The organism is Streptomyces sp. JHA26 (genome assembly GCF_002005565.1).
GTDB lineage: Bacteria > Actinomycetota > Actinomycetes > Streptomycetales > Streptomycetaceae > Streptomyces.
The window spans coordinates 32,062-48,413 of sequence record NZ_BDJC01000008.1; the positions used below are offsets into that span (position 1 = coordinate 32,062).

The following is a 16,352-nucleotide window of genomic DNA, read 5'->3' on the forward strand; positions in this document are numbered from 1 at the left end:
GGCCTTTCGCACGGGGCGCGCCGGGACATCCGAAAACCCGTGTAAACGGCATCAGTTGTCGAGGCTTCCGGATTTCTTCCCCAGAGGTCCGACGTTTCCCGGACGCCTTGTTGACCATGAGTGGTTTGTGCGAGAGTGAAGCACTCGTGCGGGGGGTGAAGGCCGGGTCTCGCACGCACCGTGGGAAACCGGGTCCGATTTCGCCGTGGCGAATTCACGCCCCACGCCGCGCCCAAAAGGTATACACCAATTCCCTTTCGGCGACCGGAACTTCCGCGTCACCTGCACGTGGGAAGGAAACAGCTCAGTGCCCACCCCCCACCCCCCTCGTCCCGTCCACCCGCCCTCCGGCGGGGGCCCCGGGGAGTCCGACGAGTGGCTGGCCGCCCGGCTCCGGGACGGCCCGGAGAGCGAGGCCTCCCGCGCCGCCGCGCTGCTGACGGCCCGGCACTGGGGACCGGCCCACGACTACGCGGCCATCTGCCTGGCCGCGTCGGGGCAGACCGCCGCCATGGTCACCGCCGCCGCCCAGCACCGGGTCCTGGACCGTCTCGCCCAGGGCGAACCGGCCACGGCCCTGCGCCCGCGCCTGCTGGTGGCCGTGCGCGACACCGTCCGCCAGTGGTCGGCCGACGACGCGGTCAACGGCCTTCTGCCGCAGCTGCTCAAACCCGCCGGCGGGCGCGGTATGCGGGCGGCCACGTCCCTGATTCCGGAAAACCGCACCCTGGCCGCGCGCGCATTCGCGTCCCTTCCCGGACCGGCCCGTTGTTTGCTGTGGCACACGGAGGTCGAGGGAGAACCCATAGATGTGCCGGCCGCTCTCCTCGGCATGGACACCGACATCGCGTCGGCCACGCTCGAACAGGCGCGTGAGCAATTCCGCGACGGCTGCCTGAACGCCCACCGGCAACTCGCGCCGACCCAGGACTGCCGCTTCCACAACCGCCTCCTCGACGTCCCGATCCGCCGCGGCGGGGATCTGCTGCCGGACGTGCGGAAGCACCTGGCGGAATGCCGGCACTGCCGCCACGCGGCCGAACAACTCGCCCATTTCGAACGCGAACTGGGCCCCCTGATCGCGGAGGCGGTGCTCGGCTGGGGCGTCCGGCGCTACCTCGACTCCCGTCCGGGCCGCGCGGACCGGGGCGCGCAGACCAGGGCCGCCGCCCGGCACCGCGGCGCCCGCCCCGGCCTGCTGTCCCGGCTCCCCGGGCCCGTCCGCCGGTTCCCGGGCCGGCCACGCTCCGCCCGGTCGGTGCTCCGGGGCGTCGGCGCCGCCTCGGCGGGGGTACTGGGGGTCGTGCTCGTGGTGAACGTGTGGTCCTACGACGGCGGCGGCGCCGGTCCGGCCGCGTCCACCAGCGCCGTCGACGGCCGGGACGCGGCGTCCGCCACCTCCCGCTCGGGGCCGCCCGGCGCCGCCGGGCTGCCCACGGCCGCTGCCCCCACCCGGCTGCGCAACGCCGCCGCCGGCCTCTGCCTCGACGTACGGGGCGAGCCGAAGGCCGGGGCGGGCGCCCGGCTGGCGGCGTGCTCCGAGGCGTGGACGCAGCAGTGGACCCTGCAGGACGACGGCCTGCTGCGCAGCGTCGCCGACCCCGGGCTGTGCCTGGACTCGCGGGCGGACGCCGGCGTCGTCATCCTCGGCACCTGCGCCGACGAGGGGACCGAGCGGGGCGACGACGTGCGCTACGACCGCACCGCTCAGGGCGCGCTGCTGCCGCGCTGGCAGGACCAGCTCGCCCTCGCCGCCACCGCCGGCGCGCCGGACGCCGACGTCGTCGTCAAGGTGCACGACGGCTCCACCGGGCAGCGCTGGCGCATCGAGAAGGCGCCGGAGGCGGACGGCTCGCTGTCGATCGCCGGGACCGACGCGGCCGGGGACGTACGGCCCGCGGAACTCTCGGGCCCCTAGAAGGCGCCCTCGAAGAGCCCGCGGGTCGCTTCCCGGCCCCCTGCCCGGGAGTCCCGTTCGCCGCCGACGGCCGGCCGCGCACGTGCGGCCCGAGACCCGAACGGCCCGCGGGCTCCCGTCCCCCAGGCACAACGGGGGGTCTCGCGGTCACCGGCGTTCCGCCGGTGGCCGCGGTCGCGACGGTGCCGGAGGGGCGTTCGGCGCGGACCGCCTAGGCTTGTCATCGTGAACCGATGGGAGCAGCTGACCGGCGGCAGGTCCGGCGAGCAGTACGCCGCGCGTTTCGCGGAACTCGCCGACCAGGGGCAGGACGTGCACGGCGAGGCGCGGTTCTGCGCCGCGCTGGTGCCTCCGGGGGCACGGGTGCTGGACGCCGGCTGCGGCACCGGGCGGGTCCTGATCCAGCTCGCCCGCCTCGGACGCGGCGGCGTGGGCGTGGACCAGGACGCTTCCATGCTGGCCGTGGCACGCCGGAGCGCGCCGGAACTGACCTGGCTGCGGGCCGACCTCGCGGACTTCGACCCGGCCGCCGCGGGCATCACCGCCGACTTCGACCTCGTCGTCGCCGCGGGCAACGTCTTCCCGCTCCTCGCTCCGGGCACCGAGGCCGCCGTCGCCGCGACGCTGGCCCGTGCCCTGCGCCCGGGAGGCCTGCTCGTCGCCGGCTTCGGCCTGGACCGGGACCACCTGCCCGTGCCCCCCGGCCTGACCCTCGCGGAGTACGACGCCCACTGCGCCTCGGCCGGTCTCACCCTCACCGACCGCTTCGCCACCTGGGACGCCGACCCGTACGACGGCGGCGGCTACGCGGTCAGCGTCCACCGCCGCTGACCCTCAGGCGGGCTCCTCGACGAGGTCGGCCGGCCCGGGCGTGGTGGGGGAGGCGTGCCCGGACAGGGCGAGCGTCAGGTCGAGTTCGGCCAGCAGGCAGCGGATCACGTGCTCGACGCCCGCCTGCCCGTCCAGGCCGAGGCCGTAGACGTACGGGCGGCCCAGCAGTACCGCCCGCGCGCCGAGCGCGAGCGCCTTGAAGACGTCGTCGCCGGTGCGGACGCCGCTGTCGAACAGCACGGTGAGCCGGTCACCGACCGCCTCCACCACGCCCGGCAGCGCGTCGGCCGCCGCGATCGAACCGGCCACCTGACGCCCGCCGTGGTTGGACACCACCACGCCGTCCATCCCGGCGTCGGCGGCGAGCCGGGCGTCGTCCGGGTGCAGGACGCCCTTGAGGACGATCGGACCGTCCCAGTTCTCCCGCAGGAACGCCAGGTCCGGCCAGGTCTTGCCCGGGTCGGAGAACATGCCGACGAAGTGCATCACCGCCGCGTTCGCATCCTCGTGCACCGGCTTCGCCAGACCCGCCCGGAACGCCGGGTCCGAGAAGTAGTTGGCGGTGCCCACCCCGTGCAGGAACGGCAGGTACGCCTGGTCGAGGTCGCGCGGGCGCCACGACAGCAGCGGGGTGTCCAGGGTGACGAAGAGGGCCGTGAACCCGGCCGCCCCCGCCCGGTCCAGGAAGCTGCGGGCCACCTCGCGGTCCTTCGGCCAGTACAGCTGGAACCAGCGCTCGGCGTCCCCCATCGCCTCGGCGACCTGCTCCATCGGCGTGCTGGACGCCGAGGACAGGACGAACGGCACGCCCTGCGCGGCGGCGGCCCGGGCGGCGGCCCGCTCCGCGTCCGGATGCATGATCGACAGCACACCGACGGGCGCCAGCGCCAGCGGGGCCGGCAGCGCGCGCCCCAGCACCTCGACCGAGAGGTCCCGCTCGTGCACGTCCCGCAGCATCCGCGGCACGATCCGGCGCCGCTGCAGGGCCCGCCGGTTGGCGCGGGCCGTGGAGCCGTCGCCCGCGCTGCCCGCGACGTACCCCACGGGGCCGGGACCGAGCCGTCGTTCGGTCAGTTCCTCCAGCCGGGTCAGGTCGGTCGGCAGCCGCGGCACCGCGCCCGTCATCCCGTTCAGGTAGATCTCGTACTGGAAGTCCGCCCAGTGCTTCGCCATCCGTACGTCCCGCCTCTCGTCGTCGAGCTCGCGCGCCGCCAGCACCATACTCATGAGTAGGTCGAGGGGGATCCGGCGGGTGCCGGACTGTTTCGGGAATGTTTCCGGCCTATTGGCGAACGCGCGGATCACGCCATCCGGCCAGATCGCATGATCGAGAACCGCCCAGTTCCGGACTTGGAACGTTCTAATTCCGTAACTTCCCGCCACTGATTCAATACGCAAGGTTACCGAAACCGGCGGGGTCGATGTGTCTTTCGGCGGCGGACTCGGCAGACTCGCGCTCGCCGCCCCGGCACCCACCGGGCCGGGCCGGCACCACCCTCGAACCGAGCGGAAGGATGCACACAATGCGGAACACCGCGCGCTGGGCAGCGACTCTGGGCCTGACGGTCACCGCCGTCTGCGGGCCCCTCGCCGGGACCTCCCTCGCCTCCCCGGCCACCGCCCCCGCGTCGCTCTACGCCCCCTCGGCCCTGGTGCTGACCGTGGGGCACGGAGAGAGCGCTGCCACCGCCGCGCCGCTGCGCGCCGTCACCCTGACCTGCGCACCGAGCCCCTCCGGCACCCACCCGGCCGCCGCCTCGGCCTGCGCCGAACTGCGCGGCGCCGGCGGCGACCTCGACGCCCTGACGGGCGACACCGATGTGCTGTGCACCCGGGAGTACGCCCCGGTCGTCGTCACCGTCGACGGGGTATGGCAGGGCCGGCGCGTCTCCTACGAGCGCGCCTTCGCCAACGAGTGCGCGAAGAACGCGGTCAGCACGAGCGTCTTCGCGTTCTGAGAGACCGGGACCGTGCGGTCCGCGCGACGTGACCGGCCGCTCGTCGCTGGGGAGTGCGAGCGCCGACGCGTGGACAGGACGCGGTCCCGCACCGGGGACGGCGGGCGGAGTGGGGCCGCCCGCCGCTCCCCGGTATCACGACCGGCCCGTCGGGCTTCAGTCCTCGCCCGCCGGGCCGTCGCCCCGCCCGGACGACCGGGCGCGGTGACTGGTGTCGCACCAGGGGTAGCGCCGGCTGCGGCGACAGGTGCACAGGGCGACCCGGAAGCGGTCGGAGGACACCGTCGTGCCGTCCTCCAGCTCGACCTCCACCGGCCCCTCCACCAGGATCGGCCCCCGGCGCCGGACGGTGATCCTACGGGGCGTGTCAGACGGGGAGTTCGGCACGGACGACCACCAGCTCCTCCTCGTCGTCGGCCAGGGACAGCAGGCCCCGCTGCCGCAGCCAGCGTTCCCGGCCACGCACCACGGGTCCGAAGGCGATCCGCTGCCGCCGGGTCACCGCGGCCTTCAGACCGGCCTCCCGCAGACATCCGACGGTCCGCCCGGGATCGCTCAGCGCGGACTGCACGAGCAGCAGCACACCACCGGGCCGCAGCAGGGCGGGAGCCTCCCGGCAGATCCGGTCCAGCACCAGCCGGCCGTCGTGACCCGCGTCCCAGGCCCGGGCCGCACCGCGCGGCCGCCGGCCGCCGCCCGGCGCCGGGACGTACGGCGGATTGGCCAGGACGAGGTCGAACGTCTCGCCCCGCACCGGGGTGAAGAGGTTGCCGCGCAGAACGCGGACGCGCACACCGGCCCGCGACGCGTTCAGCCGGGCGGCCCACACGGCACGCCGGGACACGTCCACGGCGGTGACCCGGCCGCCCCGCCGGGCGGCGGCCAGGGCCAGGGCGCCCGTACCCGTTCCCACGTCCAGGACGGCCGCACCCGGGGGCAGCGACTCGTCGGACAGGGCCCCGATCAGCAGGGCGGTGTCCTCCTGAGGGGCGTAGACGCCCGGTAGCACCATGAAATTCACGGAACCCGCGTACCCCGGCGCTCATGAAATATGGGGCCTCCGGAGGACTCGCGGGACACGCCCGCCAGGGGAGTGCGCAGGGAGGAGCGGCCGGCGCGCCAGTCGGCGAGCAGCCGGTCGCCGAAGCGGTCCTCCAGGAACCCGGTGGCGTCGATGCCGAAGACGATGTCCGCCGCGAGCTGCGGTTCCTGCTCCAGCAGACCGTCGATCACCTCGTGCCGGACGATCTGCTCGTGCACCGCGTCGGCCTCGACGTGCTCGTCGTAGAAGTGCTCGGCGGCGGGCCCGGCACCGGTACGGCGCATCGCCTCGGCGAGCCGCCGGGAACCGGGCGACGAGGTGATCTCGACCGCCGCGAAGTGACCGACCAGGGCGCCGCGCAACGCCCGGTGCAGGCCGAACAGGGACATCATGTTCACCGTGGCCAGGCACTCGGCCGAGGCCGCGTCGAGATGACGCCCGTACGCCGTGTCCAGCCCCAGGTCCGTCATCAGGTCGGCGAACAGCCGGGCGTGCACCCGCTCGGCGCGGCCGCCGCCGTACTCGTCGAACTCCACCGCCGCCATCGCCGCCTTCGCGCGGCCCCACAGCCGCGGCAGCACCCACGCGTGCGGGTCGGCCTCCTTGAGGTGGTACAGGGAGCGCTGGGCCGCGTACTCCCGCAGGTGCCACAACTCGCCCTCGTCCCGCAGGAAGTGGCTCACGCCCTTGCCGTCGACCGGCTCGACCAGCAGCGCCCCGACCGCGTCCGCCACGCTGTCGTGGACCGGCGTGTCGGCGCGCAGCGCGGACAGGAAGCGGTCCTCCAGCGCCGCCCGGACGCGCAGCAGGCCGGGGTCCCACTCCAGGTCGGGGGAGACGCCGGCGAAACCGCGGTAGTGCAGCTCGTAGCACTGGTACAGGGCCAACTGCAGGTCGTCGCCGTACGGTGACGCGGCGGCGACGTCCTCGAGGCGGGGCAGCGGGCCCGTGCCGAGCAGGTACGAGCCGACGGCCGCGGAGAGCGGGCCCCGGGCCGTCGGCGGCTGTGGTTCTTCGCGGACGTTCTCCATGCGCTGCGGGTACCCGTCGGACGCCGTCGCATCCGTGCCGGGCCCCGCGGCGCCTACTCCTTGCCGGACTCCTCCTGAGCCTCGACGTTCGGGGAGGTGGCGTCGCCCGCCTCGCCCCGGTGCCGCCGCTCCCGCGCGGACTCCGCGTCGCGGTTCTCGGCCTCCTCGATCTCGCGCATGACCTCCTCGATGGCCGTCTCGGGCTGCTGGTGGTCGCCGTCTCCGCCGTGGGACACGAAGGACTCCTCTTCTCGTTCGGTCGGGTGCGGCCGCCGGCCCCGCCAGGGGCCGGCGGCGGTGTCAGTTCGCCGTGGCCGCGATGCGCAGCGGCACCGGGTCGGCGGCGGCGGGCTCGTCGCTGCGGCGGGCGACCTCCGCCCACCAGGACGGCCCGTCCTCGATGTGGCGCAGCAGGACGCCCTCGCGGATCGCCCAGGGGCACAGCGTCACCGACTCCAGTCCGGTCAGCTTCATCGCCGTGTGCCCGACCACCGCGCCCGCCAGGCTCTGCGCGGAGCGCGGCGCGGAGATGCCGGGCAGGCGGGCCCGCTCGGCGGCGGACAGGGCGGCCAGCCGGCCGATCGCCCGCTTCAGGTCCGCGCAGCTCATCCGGCGTTCCTCGAAGGGGCCGTGGCGGCCGGGCAGGGCCCCGCACAGCCGCCCGAGCTGCTGGAACGTCCGGGAGGTCGCCACCGCCGTGCGCGGCCCCTCCCAGCGGATCCGCGCCGCGACGTCCCGCAGCTGGTGGCGGACCCTGCGGCGCAGCGCCCGCAGCTGCTCCGGATGCGGCGCGTCCTGGCCGCCCGCGAGGAACTCGTGGGTCAGCCGCCCGGCGCCCAGCGGCAGCGACGCCACGAAGTCGGGCAGCCGACCGCGGCCGAAGGCGACCTCCAGCGAGCCGCCGCCGATGTCCAGCAGGGCGAGCGGACCCGCCCGCCAGCCCATCCAGCGCCGGGCGCCGAGGAACGTCAGCTCGGCCTCCACCTCGCCCGGCAGGGTGCACAGACCGACCCCGGTGCGGGCCCGGACGGTGTGCAGCACCTCCCGGCGGTTGGGCGCGGCACGCACCACGGCGGTCGCGAAGGCCAGCGGGTCGGCCGCACCCCACCGGGCCGCGGTCCGGTTCGCGTCGGCGACCGCCGCCACCAGCCGCTCCACGGCCTCCTCGGGCACCGGAGCACCCGGCGGGACCTGCTCGGACAGCCGCAGGCGCCACTTCGCCGTGTGGACCGGCAGCGGAACACCGCCCTCCGCGTCCGCCACCACGAGCCGGACGGTGTTCGACCCCACATCCACCACGCTGATTCGCATGAAAGCGCAGGTACCCACTTTGCGCCGGTCCAACTGCGCACCGGCCGACACCTGCGGACCGGCGCCTCGGACCGGACACCGCCGGACCGGCGCCTCAGGCCAGCTGCCGCCGCACCAGCTCGTGCAGCCGGCCGCCCGTGTCCGCCAGCAGCTCCGCCGGCGGGCCCTGCTGGGCGATCCTGCCGTCCTCCATCACGATCACGCGGTCGGCGTCCATCACCGTGGTCAGCCGGTGCGCGATGACGATGCGGGTGGCGTTCAGCGCCTTGGTCGATTCGATCACCGTGCGCTGCGTCTCGTTGTCCAGGGCGCTGGTCGCCTCGTCGAAGAAGAGCACGCGCGGCCGGCGGATCAGCGCCTGCGCGATCATCAACCGCTGCCGCTGGCCCCCGGAGACCGCACCGCTGCCCGACACGATGGTGTGCAGGCCCATCGGCATCCGCTTGATGTCCTCGGCCAGCCCCGCCATCTCCGCCGCCGCCATCACCTCCTCCGGCGTGTACGGCTCGGTACCGCAGATGACGTCCATGATCGAGCCGGTGAACGGCTGCGCGTGCTGGAGCACCACCCCGCACTGCCGGCGCACGGCGGACGGATCGAGCGCGGCCAGGTCCTGGCCGTCGTACAGGACGCTGCCCGACAGCGGACGGTCGAAGCCGATCAGCAGCCTCAGCAGGGTCGACTTGCCGCAGCCGCTGGGCCCGACGACCGCCACGAACTCGCCCGGCCGCACCGCGAACGACACGTCGTCCAGCACCAGCGGCCCGTCGTCGGTGTACCGGAACGACAGCCGCCGCGCCTCGACCGCCCCCGACAGCGGCCCCGGCCGGGTGCTCGCCGTGCGCACCTCGGGCGCCGCCTCCAGCACCGGCTTGATCTCCTCGAACAGCGGCAGCGCCGCCACCGCCGACACGAAGGCACCGGTCAGCTGGGTGACCGAGGTCAGCAGCATCGTCACCGACGTGCTGAAGGTGAGGAACGCCGCCGCCGACATCGAACCGCGCGCCGGGCCGGCCAGCAGCATGAACATCAGCAGCGTGCACAGCGGCAGGTACACCGCGCCGAGCACCGCGTTGAGGTTCTTGACGCGTCCGGCCCGCTGCTGGAGCTCACGGCTGCGCGCGAACTGCGCCGCCCAGGCCGCGTAGGCGTAGTTCTCGGCCGCCGCGACCCGCAGCTTGGGCAGGCCGCGCAGGGTCTGGAAGGCCTGGTTGTTCAGCTTGTTCGTGAGCCGCACCAGCCGCCGCTGCCAGCGCACCTGCCACAGCCCGAGCCCCAGGAACACCGCGGCGACGACCACCAGCATGCCGATCGCCGCGAGCGCCATCGGCACGCTGTACCAGAGCAGCAGCCCCAGGTTCATCGCGCCGACGGTCACCGACTGGGCCACCGTCGGCCCGACCCCGGCCAGCAGCCGGCGGATCGCGCTGATCCCCATGGCCGCGCTCGCCAGCTCACCCGTGGAGCGCTCGGTGAAGAACCGGGTCGGCAGCCGCAGCAGCCGGTCCCACACGGCCGGCTGGAGGGTCGCCTCGATACGGCCCTCCAGCCGCAGGATCGTCAGGTTCTGCAACAGCGTGAACGCCGCCGCGACGACACTGCTCAGCATCACCGCCAGACACACCTGCACGATCAGCCCGGTCTGCGCCTTCGGCACGAACTCGCCGAGCACCTTGCCGGTCGCGAGGGGCACCAGCGCGCCGATCGCCACCGTCACCAGCCCGGAGAGCAGCAGACTCGCCAGATCACCGCGCGTGCCCCGCAGACAGAACCGCAGCAGCCGCAGCGGACCGAGCCGGCGCTCGGGCAGCGGCCGGTAGAACATCACCGCGCGCGGCTCGAACTCCTCGGCGTTGGCCTTCTCGACCGGCGTCTCCCGGCCGGTCGCCGGATGCACGGCCACATAGCCGCCACGCCGCCACAGCAGCGCCACCGGCGCGCCCGACAGGGCCCGGTGCCCGACCAGCGGCCCGACGTCGTCCCGCCACCAGCGGCCGTCCAGCCGCACGGCCCGGGTGCGGACCCGGGAGGCCAGGGCGATCCGCTCCACCGGGTCGAGCCGGTCGCTCTCGGTGCCGTTCTGCGCGGGCTCGGCCAGCGTGATGCCGGCCGCACGGGCGACCAGCTCGCAGGCCGCGTGGGTGGCGTCGGCGTCGGCGGCCGTGACGCGCCGGCCCGACCGCCCGCCGATGGAGGCCAGCAGCGTCCGGTCGGCCTGGGCGCGGACCGCCTCACCGGCCTTGATGCCGGCCGCCGTGCGCGTCTCGTGGGTGCGCTCCAGCTCCTCGATCCAGCGGTCCAGCGTGGTCAGCAGCCGGTACTGCTGGTCGACCATGCTCTGCCACAGCGCGGGGTCCATCAGCAGGTCGGCGGCCGCCTCCTCGCCGTACACCGCGCCGTACTGCACGCTGCCGGGCGGCACCTGCATCCAGAACACGTCGTCGTCGGTGGGTGCCGCCACCCGCTCGGAGGCCATCGGCGCCTGGAAGAGGATGGACAGACTGCGCCCGACGCCCAGGGCGAGGGCGTACTCCAGCGGACTCGTCGTCGGCGGCACGTACCGGGGGTTGCCGTACTCGTCGTACGACCAGGTCTGCGTGGCCGCCGGCTGGTACAGCTCGCGCAGCCCGATGCGGTGCACCACGCAGTCCCGCAGGGGACGGGCGACCAGCGTGTGCTGCGGGCCGGCCACCGGACCGAGCAGCACCGAGCCCGCCTCCAGACGGCCCAGGTGGTGCCAGTGGCCCTGCTGGCCCGCGTCCACCGCGAACAGGTCCACCGCGCCGGACACGACCAGCCAGAGCACCTGCGGGCCCTCCAGGTCGAGGCGGGTGAACCCGGAGCAGTCGACGCGTGTGCCCAGGGAGCCGAGCGCGCCGAGGACCAGATCGCCCTGCCCTTCGTGCACCGTCGTCATCTCACCGCTCCCCGACCAGCGCCGCGTACGCGCCGCCGCGCGCCACCAGTTCCTCGTGCCGCCCGCGCTCCACGACCGTGCCGTGCTCCAGGACGACGATCTCGTCGCTGTCCCGCACGGTGCTCAGCCGGTGCGCGATCACCACGCACGCGCAGCCGCGCCGGCGCAGGTTGTCCATCACCACCAGCTCGGTCTCCGCGTCCAGCGCGCTGGTCACCTCGTCCAGGACCAGGATGCTGGGCCTGCGCACCAGCGCCCGCGCGATCTCCAGCCGCTGGCGCTGACCGCCGGAGAAGTTCCGGCCGTCCTGCTCGACCCGGCTGTGGATGCCGCCCGGCCGGCGCATCACCACGTCGTACAGCGCGGCGTCCCTGAGCGCCTCCACCACGGCGTCGTCGGGGACCGACGGGTCCCACAGCGCCACGTTGTCGCGCACCGAGCCCTCGAAGAGGAACACGTCCTGGTCGACGAAGGAGACGGAGGACGCCAGCGCCCCGCGCGGAATGTCCTCCAGCCGCTGCCCGTCGATCCGGATCACGCCCTCCCACGGGGTGTACAGGCCGGAGATCAGCCGGGACACCGTGGACTTGCCGCTGCCCGAACCGCCGACGAGGGCCACCTGCCGCCCCGGACCGACCGTCAGGTCGAAGCCGGTCAGCAACGGCTTGTCGAGGGGGCTGTAGCCGAACGAGATGTTCTCCAGCTCGACGTGGCCGTGCAGCCGGCGCGTGGAGTCGCCGCCGCCGGGACGGCCGTACAGCGGGTCGGTCCGGAAGTTCTCCACGTCCTTCAGCCGGGCCACGTCGGCCGCGAAGTCCTGGATGCGGCCCGCGACACCGTTCAGCCGGGTCAGCGGCGCCGTGAAACGGGTGACCAGCGCCTGGAAGGCGACCAGCAGACCGACCGAGATGTGCCCCTCGACCGCCCGCATGCCGCCGATCCACAGGATCAGCGCGCTGTTGAGCGTGGCGAGCGTCGGCGCGACCACACCCAGCCAGGCGCTCGGCACCCCGAGCCGCTGCTGCTCCTCCAGCGTGGTGGCGTGCTGCCCGGCCCACTTGCGGAAGTAGCCGTCCTCACCGCCGGTCGCCTTCATCGTCTCGATCAGCTGAAGACCCGTGTACGCGGTGTTGGTCAGCCGGGCGGTGTCCGCGCGCAGCTTGGCCGTCCGCGTCGCGCGCAGTTTGATCACGACCCGCATCGCGACGACGTTCAGCAGCGCCACGCCGATGCCGACGAACGTCAGCTGGGGGTCGTAGGTGTACAGCAGCACGGCGTACAGCACGACGACGATCGCGTCGACGCCCGCCGCGGCGAGGTCGCGGGCCAGGGTCTCGGCGACGGCGTCGTTGGACTGCAGGCGCTGCACCAGGTCGGCCGGGCTGCGCTGCGAGAAGAACGTCACCGGCAGCCGCAGCAGGTGCCGCAGGAAGCGGGCGCTGGAGAGGGTGGAGGAGATGATGCGGCCGTGCAGCAGGTTCGCCTGCTGCAGCCAGGTCAGCACCACCGTGAGCAGCACGCACGCCGCCATCGACGTGAACAGCACGCCCAGCAGCGAGGTCTGCCCGCCGATCAGGAACATGTCGATGTAGGTGCGGCTCAGCGCGGGCACCGCCGCGCCCACCACGACCAGCAGCAGGCTCGCCAGCACGGCGGCGGGCAGCGTGCCCGCGGTGCCGCGCAGCCGGGCCGGCATCGCACCGAGCACGCCCGGCCTGCGGCCGCCCCGGACGAAGTCCTCGCCGGGCTCCATGGTCAGCACGACCCCGGTGAAGCTGCCGTCGAAGTCCTCCAGGGACACGAAACGGCGGCCCTTGCCCGGGTCGTTGATGAACACCCCGCGTCGGCCGAAGCGCCGGCCCATGCCGTCGTAGACGACGTAGTGGTTGAACTCCCAGAACAGGATGGCCGGCGCCGTCACCTCGGCGAGGGCGGCCAGGTCCATCTGCATGCCCTTGGCGGTGAAACCGTAACTGCGCGCCGCCTTCAGCAGGTTGCTCGCCCGGGATCCGTCGCGGGAGACACCGCAGGCGATGCGCAGCTCCTCCAGCGGGACGTGCCGGCCGTAGTGGCCGAGCACCATCGCGAGGGAGGCGGCGCCGCACTCGACGGCCTCCATCTGGAGCACGGTGGGCGTACGGACGGTCTTCGCCCGGCCCTTGGGCACCGTGCGCCGGGGCGGCGCGGCGCGGCGTCTGCCCCGGGTGTCGGTCGCGGTACTCACGGCAGCAGCCAATCGACGGGACGCTGCCCGGCCAGCCGGATGGAGCCCGTGGCCAGCGTCATGGAGGTCAGTTCGTACGGCGGTCCGTCCGCGGACGACCACGCGTAACCGCTCTTCGTGGACGTCGAGGTGTCGAGGCGCACCGTCACGGCGACCGGCCTGCCGTCCTTCGTGAACTGCTCGCCGAGCCCGCCGTCCCCGAGGAACGCGCCGATCGACCGCGCCGACTGGGCCGAGCGGTCCACCGACGCCACGTGGCCGCGCAGCACGCCGTACTCCTGGGCCGGCACCGACTGGACGGTCAGGTCGACCGGGGCGTCGGCCGGGATGGCGGCGGCGTTCTCGGCGGGGACGTAGACGGTGGCGTAGAGCGGGTCGCCGGCGTGGGCGACCTTCTCGATCGACGCGACGTCCGCGCCGGTCCGGATGATCTGGCCGACGGCGGCGGCGAGCGCGCTGACGCGGCCCGCGTCGAGCGAGCGGACGACGGTGTCGCCCTCGGCGGTGCGGACCTTCAGCACCGGCGAACCGGCGGCCAGCCGTTCGCCCTGCCGGGCGAGGACGGCGGTGACCTGACCGGAGACCGGGCTCTGCAGGACGTAACTGCCCTGCCCGTGGGTGAGGACGGCGGGTGCGCCGACCGTGGAGGCCACCGAGCCGGTCACCGCCCACACGGACGCGGCGGCCATCGCGACGACGGTCACGGACAGCACCAGCCAGCCCTGCGGGCGGGCGAAGCGCACCGGAAGGTCGAGCTCCTCCGGTGACTGGAGTTTGGCGAGGGCCTGTTGGCGGAACTGCACGTCGGACGTATCCCAGGAGATCGCTGTGAAGCCGTCGGGGAACGGCCGAGAAGTCCCGGAGCCGGGGTACGGCTCCGGGACTCAGCGGCACGAGGGCGCGATCAGAGACCGGCGACCAGGTTGGTGACCGGAGCCGTGTTCAGGCCCGTGACACCCTCGACGGTGCCGACGACGGTGTTGAGCAGGCCCGAGACCGGGGCGATGCCGTCCACCAGGCCGGTGACGGTGCCGACGGCGTTCACGTTCAGGCCGCCGGAGACGTTGTCGAGCTCGGCGTCGGAGATCTCGACGGTCTCGACCTGGGGGGTGGAGTTCATGATGGAACTTCCCTTCGTATAGCCAATTCACAAGGGGGGAGCGGCCCCCTCTGGGGACAGATGACGGCCGCGACCACGGGCGGCCGGGCGTCCGTCTCCGGAGCCCTCCGCGGCCCCCGCGGTGCGATGGATCAAAGCACGCGGCCGGTCGGCCCTTCCAATCAATCACCGCTCTCACCTGGGCTCTTGCGACGCCGAGGCGCCCAACCGTGCAGGAGTGCGCACGTCTTCGCGGCGACTTCTTCACACCGGGGACGGCATCGGGCCGTGCGGCTCCCCGCCCGCGGCGCCGCGAATCCGGCACTCCCGCACCAAAGGCGTGCGCGCCCCCCGGCGATTGTGGAGAACGGCCAATCCGCGTGACCGGGTTGGGCAGCCGATGTGCAGATTCGCTGAAGCCGGGATTCCGCTCCGCGAGTGGAACGGAGCGTGTCCGCCCGGACACGGAGCGTGCCGAGGTGACGCGATTGAACGGCCCGTACGGACCGTGCGTACCAACAGCCGTCCAGGCGCCCCCGAACTGCCGCCGTACGGCGGCACGAACCCCGTCCCAGGAGGTCGAGAAGCTTGAGTCACAAGCGAATCCCGAAGCGCAGGGCCGCGATGGCGGCGGGCGCGGTGGTGGCGCTCGGCGCGGCCGCCGTCCTGCTGCCGAACGCCAACGCCTCCCAGGACGGCGGTGATCCGGGCGCCACCGCCGCGCCGAGGACACTCAAGGCGGCGGAGGCCCCGGACCTCGCCTCACAGCTCTCCGGACTGCTCGGCGACGCCTTCGCCGGCTCCTACTACGACGCCGGCAGGCAGCAGCTCGTCGTCAACGTCGTGGCCGGCGACGACAACGACGTCGTCGTGCGGGCAAAGGAGGCGGGCGCGGCCGTCCGCGAGGTGGACAACAGCATCGCCGAACTGAGGGCCGGCGCACGGACCCTGAAGACCGAGGCGACCATTCCCGGCACCTCGTGGGCCGTCGACCCCCGGACCAACAAGATCCTCGTCACCGCCGACAGCACCGTCACCGGCGCCGCGTGGGACCGGCTGGAGTCCACCGTCGACAGGCTCGGGCCCGGCATGGCCACCCTCAGGAAGTCGGCCGGAACCTTCACACCCTTCGTGTCCGGCGGGGACGCCGTCTTCGGCGGCGGTGCCCGCTGCTCGCTCGGCTTCAACGTCACCGCGGCGGACGGCTCGCCCGCCTTCCTGACGGCCGGTCACTGCGGCGTCGCCGCCGCGCAGTGGTCCGACGCGCAGGGCGGGCAGCCGATCGCCACCGTCGACCAGGCCGTCTTCCCCGGCCAGGGCGACTTCGCGCTCGTCACCTACGACGACCCCGCGACCGAGGCGCCGAGCGAGGTGAACGTCGGCGGCCGGACCGTCGCGATCAGCGGCGCGGCGGAGGCGACGGTCGGACAGCAGGTCTTCCGGATGGGCAGCACCACCGGACTGGCCGACGGACAGGTCCTCGGCCTGGACGCCACCGTGAACTACCCCGAGGGCACCGTCACCGGCCTCATCCAGACCGACGTGTGCGCCGAACCCGGGGACAGCGGAGGCTCCCTGTTCACCCGGGACGGCCTCGCGATCGGCCTCACGTCCGGCGGCAGCGGCGACTGCACGGTGGGCGGCGAGACGTTCTTCCAGCCGGTCACCACGGCCCTGCAGGCGGTCGGCGCGACGCTCGGCGACGGCGGCGCGGGCGACCAGGCGGGCGGAGGGGACTCCGGCGCGGGCGACCGGGCCGGTGGCGCGGGGACCGGTGCCGGCGACCAGGCCGGTGGCGCGGAGGCCGGTGTCGGCGACCAGGCCGGTGGCGCGGAGGCCGGTGACGCCACGGGGGACGCCGACGACGGGACAGGGGCCGGGCAGGCCGGCGACGGGACGGGCGCCGGCAGCCCGGACGGCTCCGGACCGACCCGGACCCACTGACTCCCGCCACCCGCTCCGATCCTCCCTCCCACCCGCCCCGTACGGGTCCGCGGCCCGGTCCGGCCCTCCCGCCGGAG

Annotated in this window: 14 protein-coding genes; 4 read left to right on the forward strand and 10 right to left on the reverse strand. The window is 74.1% G+C overall.

Translation table 11 applies throughout. The features are described 5' to 3' along the window. The first annotated feature begins 307 nt into the window (after window positions 1-307). On the forward strand, window positions 308-1,918 hold the full coding sequence (locus tag JHAT_RS07120; protein ID WP_077797181.1) for an RICIN domain-containing protein: 1,611 nt from the start codon (window positions 308-310) through the stop codon (window positions 1,916-1,918). 225 nt (window positions 1,919-2,143) lie between these two features. Then, a complete protein-coding gene (locus JHAT_RS07125; RefSeq protein WP_077797182.1) occupies window positions 2,144-2,749 on the forward strand; it encodes a bifunctional 2-polyprenyl-6-hydroxyphenol methylase/3-demethylubiquinol 3-O-methyltransferase UbiG in 606 nt (201 codons plus the stop codon). Window positions 2,750-2,752: 3 nt separating this feature from the next. Here the strand turns inward: JHAT_RS07125 and JHAT_RS07130 are convergent, their stop codons facing one another. Beyond that, window positions 2,753-3,922 carry a lactate 2-monooxygenase gene (locus tag JHAT_RS07130; RefSeq protein ID WP_077797281.1) on the reverse strand — a complete coding sequence of 390 codons (1,170 nt, stop codon included), beginning with the start codon at window positions 3,920-3,922 and terminating at the stop codon, window positions 2,753-2,755. Window positions 3,923-4,272: 350 nt separating this feature from the next. Here JHAT_RS07130 and JHAT_RS07135 point away from each other — a divergent pair, with 350 nt between their 5' ends. Continuing rightward, on the forward strand, window positions 4,273-4,707 hold the full coding sequence (locus tag JHAT_RS07135; RefSeq protein ID WP_077797183.1) for a protease inhibitor: 435 nt from the start codon (window positions 4,273-4,275) through the stop codon (window positions 4,705-4,707). Between the two features lie 156 nt (window positions 4,708-4,863). Here JHAT_RS07135 and JHAT_RS07140 read toward each other — a convergent pair whose 3' ends face one another. The 9 genes from JHAT_RS07140 to JHAT_RS07180 form a co-directional block, all read right to left on the reverse strand. Next, the gene (locus tag JHAT_RS07140; protein WP_107481852.1) at window positions 4,864-5,094 is read right to left on the reverse strand and encodes a CDGSH iron-sulfur domain-containing protein; all 231 of its coding nucleotides are present in this window, start codon (window positions 5,092-5,094) and stop codon (window positions 4,864-4,866) included. Then, the gene (locus JHAT_RS07145) at window positions 5,075-5,719 is read right to left on the reverse strand and encodes a HemK2/MTQ2 family protein methyltransferase (protein ID WP_077797185.1); all 645 of its coding nucleotides are present in this window, start codon (window positions 5,717-5,719) and stop codon (window positions 5,075-5,077) included. The genes JHAT_RS07140 and JHAT_RS07145 overlap by 20 nt, the downstream gene beginning before the upstream one ends. A 5-nt stretch (window positions 5,720-5,724) precedes the next feature. Continuing rightward, the gene (locus JHAT_RS07150) at window positions 5,725-6,780 is read right to left on the reverse strand and encodes an iron-containing redox enzyme family protein (RefSeq protein ID WP_077797186.1); all 1,056 of its coding nucleotides are present in this window, start codon (window positions 6,778-6,780) and stop codon (window positions 5,725-5,727) included. Between the two features lie 53 nt (window positions 6,781-6,833). After that, the gene (locus tag JHAT_RS07155; RefSeq protein ID WP_077797187.1) at window positions 6,834-7,016 is read right to left on the reverse strand and encodes a hypothetical protein; all 183 of its coding nucleotides are present in this window, start codon (window positions 7,014-7,016) and stop codon (window positions 6,834-6,836) included. 64 nt (window positions 7,017-7,080) lie between these two features. Next, window positions 7,081-8,091, reverse strand: a complete 1,011-nt coding sequence (locus JHAT_RS07160) for a hypothetical protein (protein ID WP_077797188.1) — start codon at window positions 8,089-8,091, stop codon at window positions 7,081-7,083. Between the two features lie 94 nt (window positions 8,092-8,185). After that, window positions 8,186-11,008, reverse strand: coding sequence for an NHLP bacteriocin export ABC transporter permease/ATPase subunit (locus JHAT_RS07165; protein WP_077797189.1), 2,823 nt, complete (start codon window positions 11,006-11,008; stop codon window positions 8,186-8,188). Window position 11,009: 1 nt separating this feature from the next. Next, the gene (locus JHAT_RS07170) at window positions 11,010-13,232 is read right to left on the reverse strand and encodes an NHLP family bacteriocin export ABC transporter peptidase/permease/ATPase subunit (RefSeq protein ID WP_077797190.1); all 2,223 of its coding nucleotides are present in this window, start codon (window positions 13,230-13,232) and stop codon (window positions 11,010-11,012) included. After that, window positions 13,229-14,035: an HlyD family efflux transporter periplasmic adaptor subunit gene (locus JHAT_RS07175; RefSeq protein ID WP_077797191.1), complete on the reverse strand. Its 807-nt coding sequence runs from the start codon at window positions 14,033-14,035 to the stop codon at window positions 13,229-13,231. The genes JHAT_RS07170 and JHAT_RS07175 overlap by 4 nt, the downstream gene beginning before the upstream one ends. A 101-nt stretch (window positions 14,036-14,136) precedes the next feature. After that, window positions 14,137-14,352 (reverse strand): hypothetical protein, encoded by a 216-nt coding sequence (locus JHAT_RS07180; protein ID WP_077797192.1) that lies wholly within the window; start codon window positions 14,350-14,352, stop codon window positions 14,137-14,139. Window positions 14,353-14,919: 567 nt separating this feature from the next. Here JHAT_RS07180 and JHAT_RS07185 point away from each other — a divergent pair. Then, the gene (locus JHAT_RS07185) at window positions 14,920-16,275 is read left to right on the forward strand and encodes a S1 family peptidase (RefSeq protein WP_077797193.1); all 1,356 of its coding nucleotides are present in this window, start codon (window positions 14,920-14,922) and stop codon (window positions 16,273-16,275) included. The last annotated feature ends 77 nt before the right edge of the window (window positions 16,276-16,352 follow it).

Coding starts and splice junctions, on each gene's coding strand:
- JHAT_RS07130 (WP_077797281.1), bottom strand. CDS start 3,922: ATGGCGAAGCACTGGGCGGACTTCCAGTACGAGATCTACCTGAACGGG.
- JHAT_RS07135 (WP_077797183.1), top strand. CDS start 4,273: ATGCGGAACACCGCGCGCTGGGCAGCGACTCTGGGCCTGACGGTCACC.
- JHAT_RS07145 (WP_077797185.1), bottom strand. CDS start 5,719: ATGGTGCTACCGGGCGTCTACGCCCCTCAGGAGGACACCGCCCTGCTG.
- JHAT_RS07150 (WP_077797186.1), bottom strand. CDS start 6,780: ATGGAGAACGTCCGCGAAGAACCACAGCCGCCGACGGCCCGGGGCCCG.
- JHAT_RS07160 (WP_077797188.1), bottom strand. CDS start 8,091: ATGCGAATCAGCGTGGTGGATGTGGGGTCGAACACCGTCCGGCTCGTG.
- JHAT_RS07165 (WP_077797189.1), bottom strand. CDS start 11,008: ATGACGACGGTGCACGAAGGGCAGGGCGATCTGGTCCTCGGCGCGCTC.
- JHAT_RS07180 (WP_077797192.1), bottom strand. CDS start 14,352: ATGAACTCCACCCCCCAGGTCGAGACCGTCGAGATCTCCGACGCCGAG.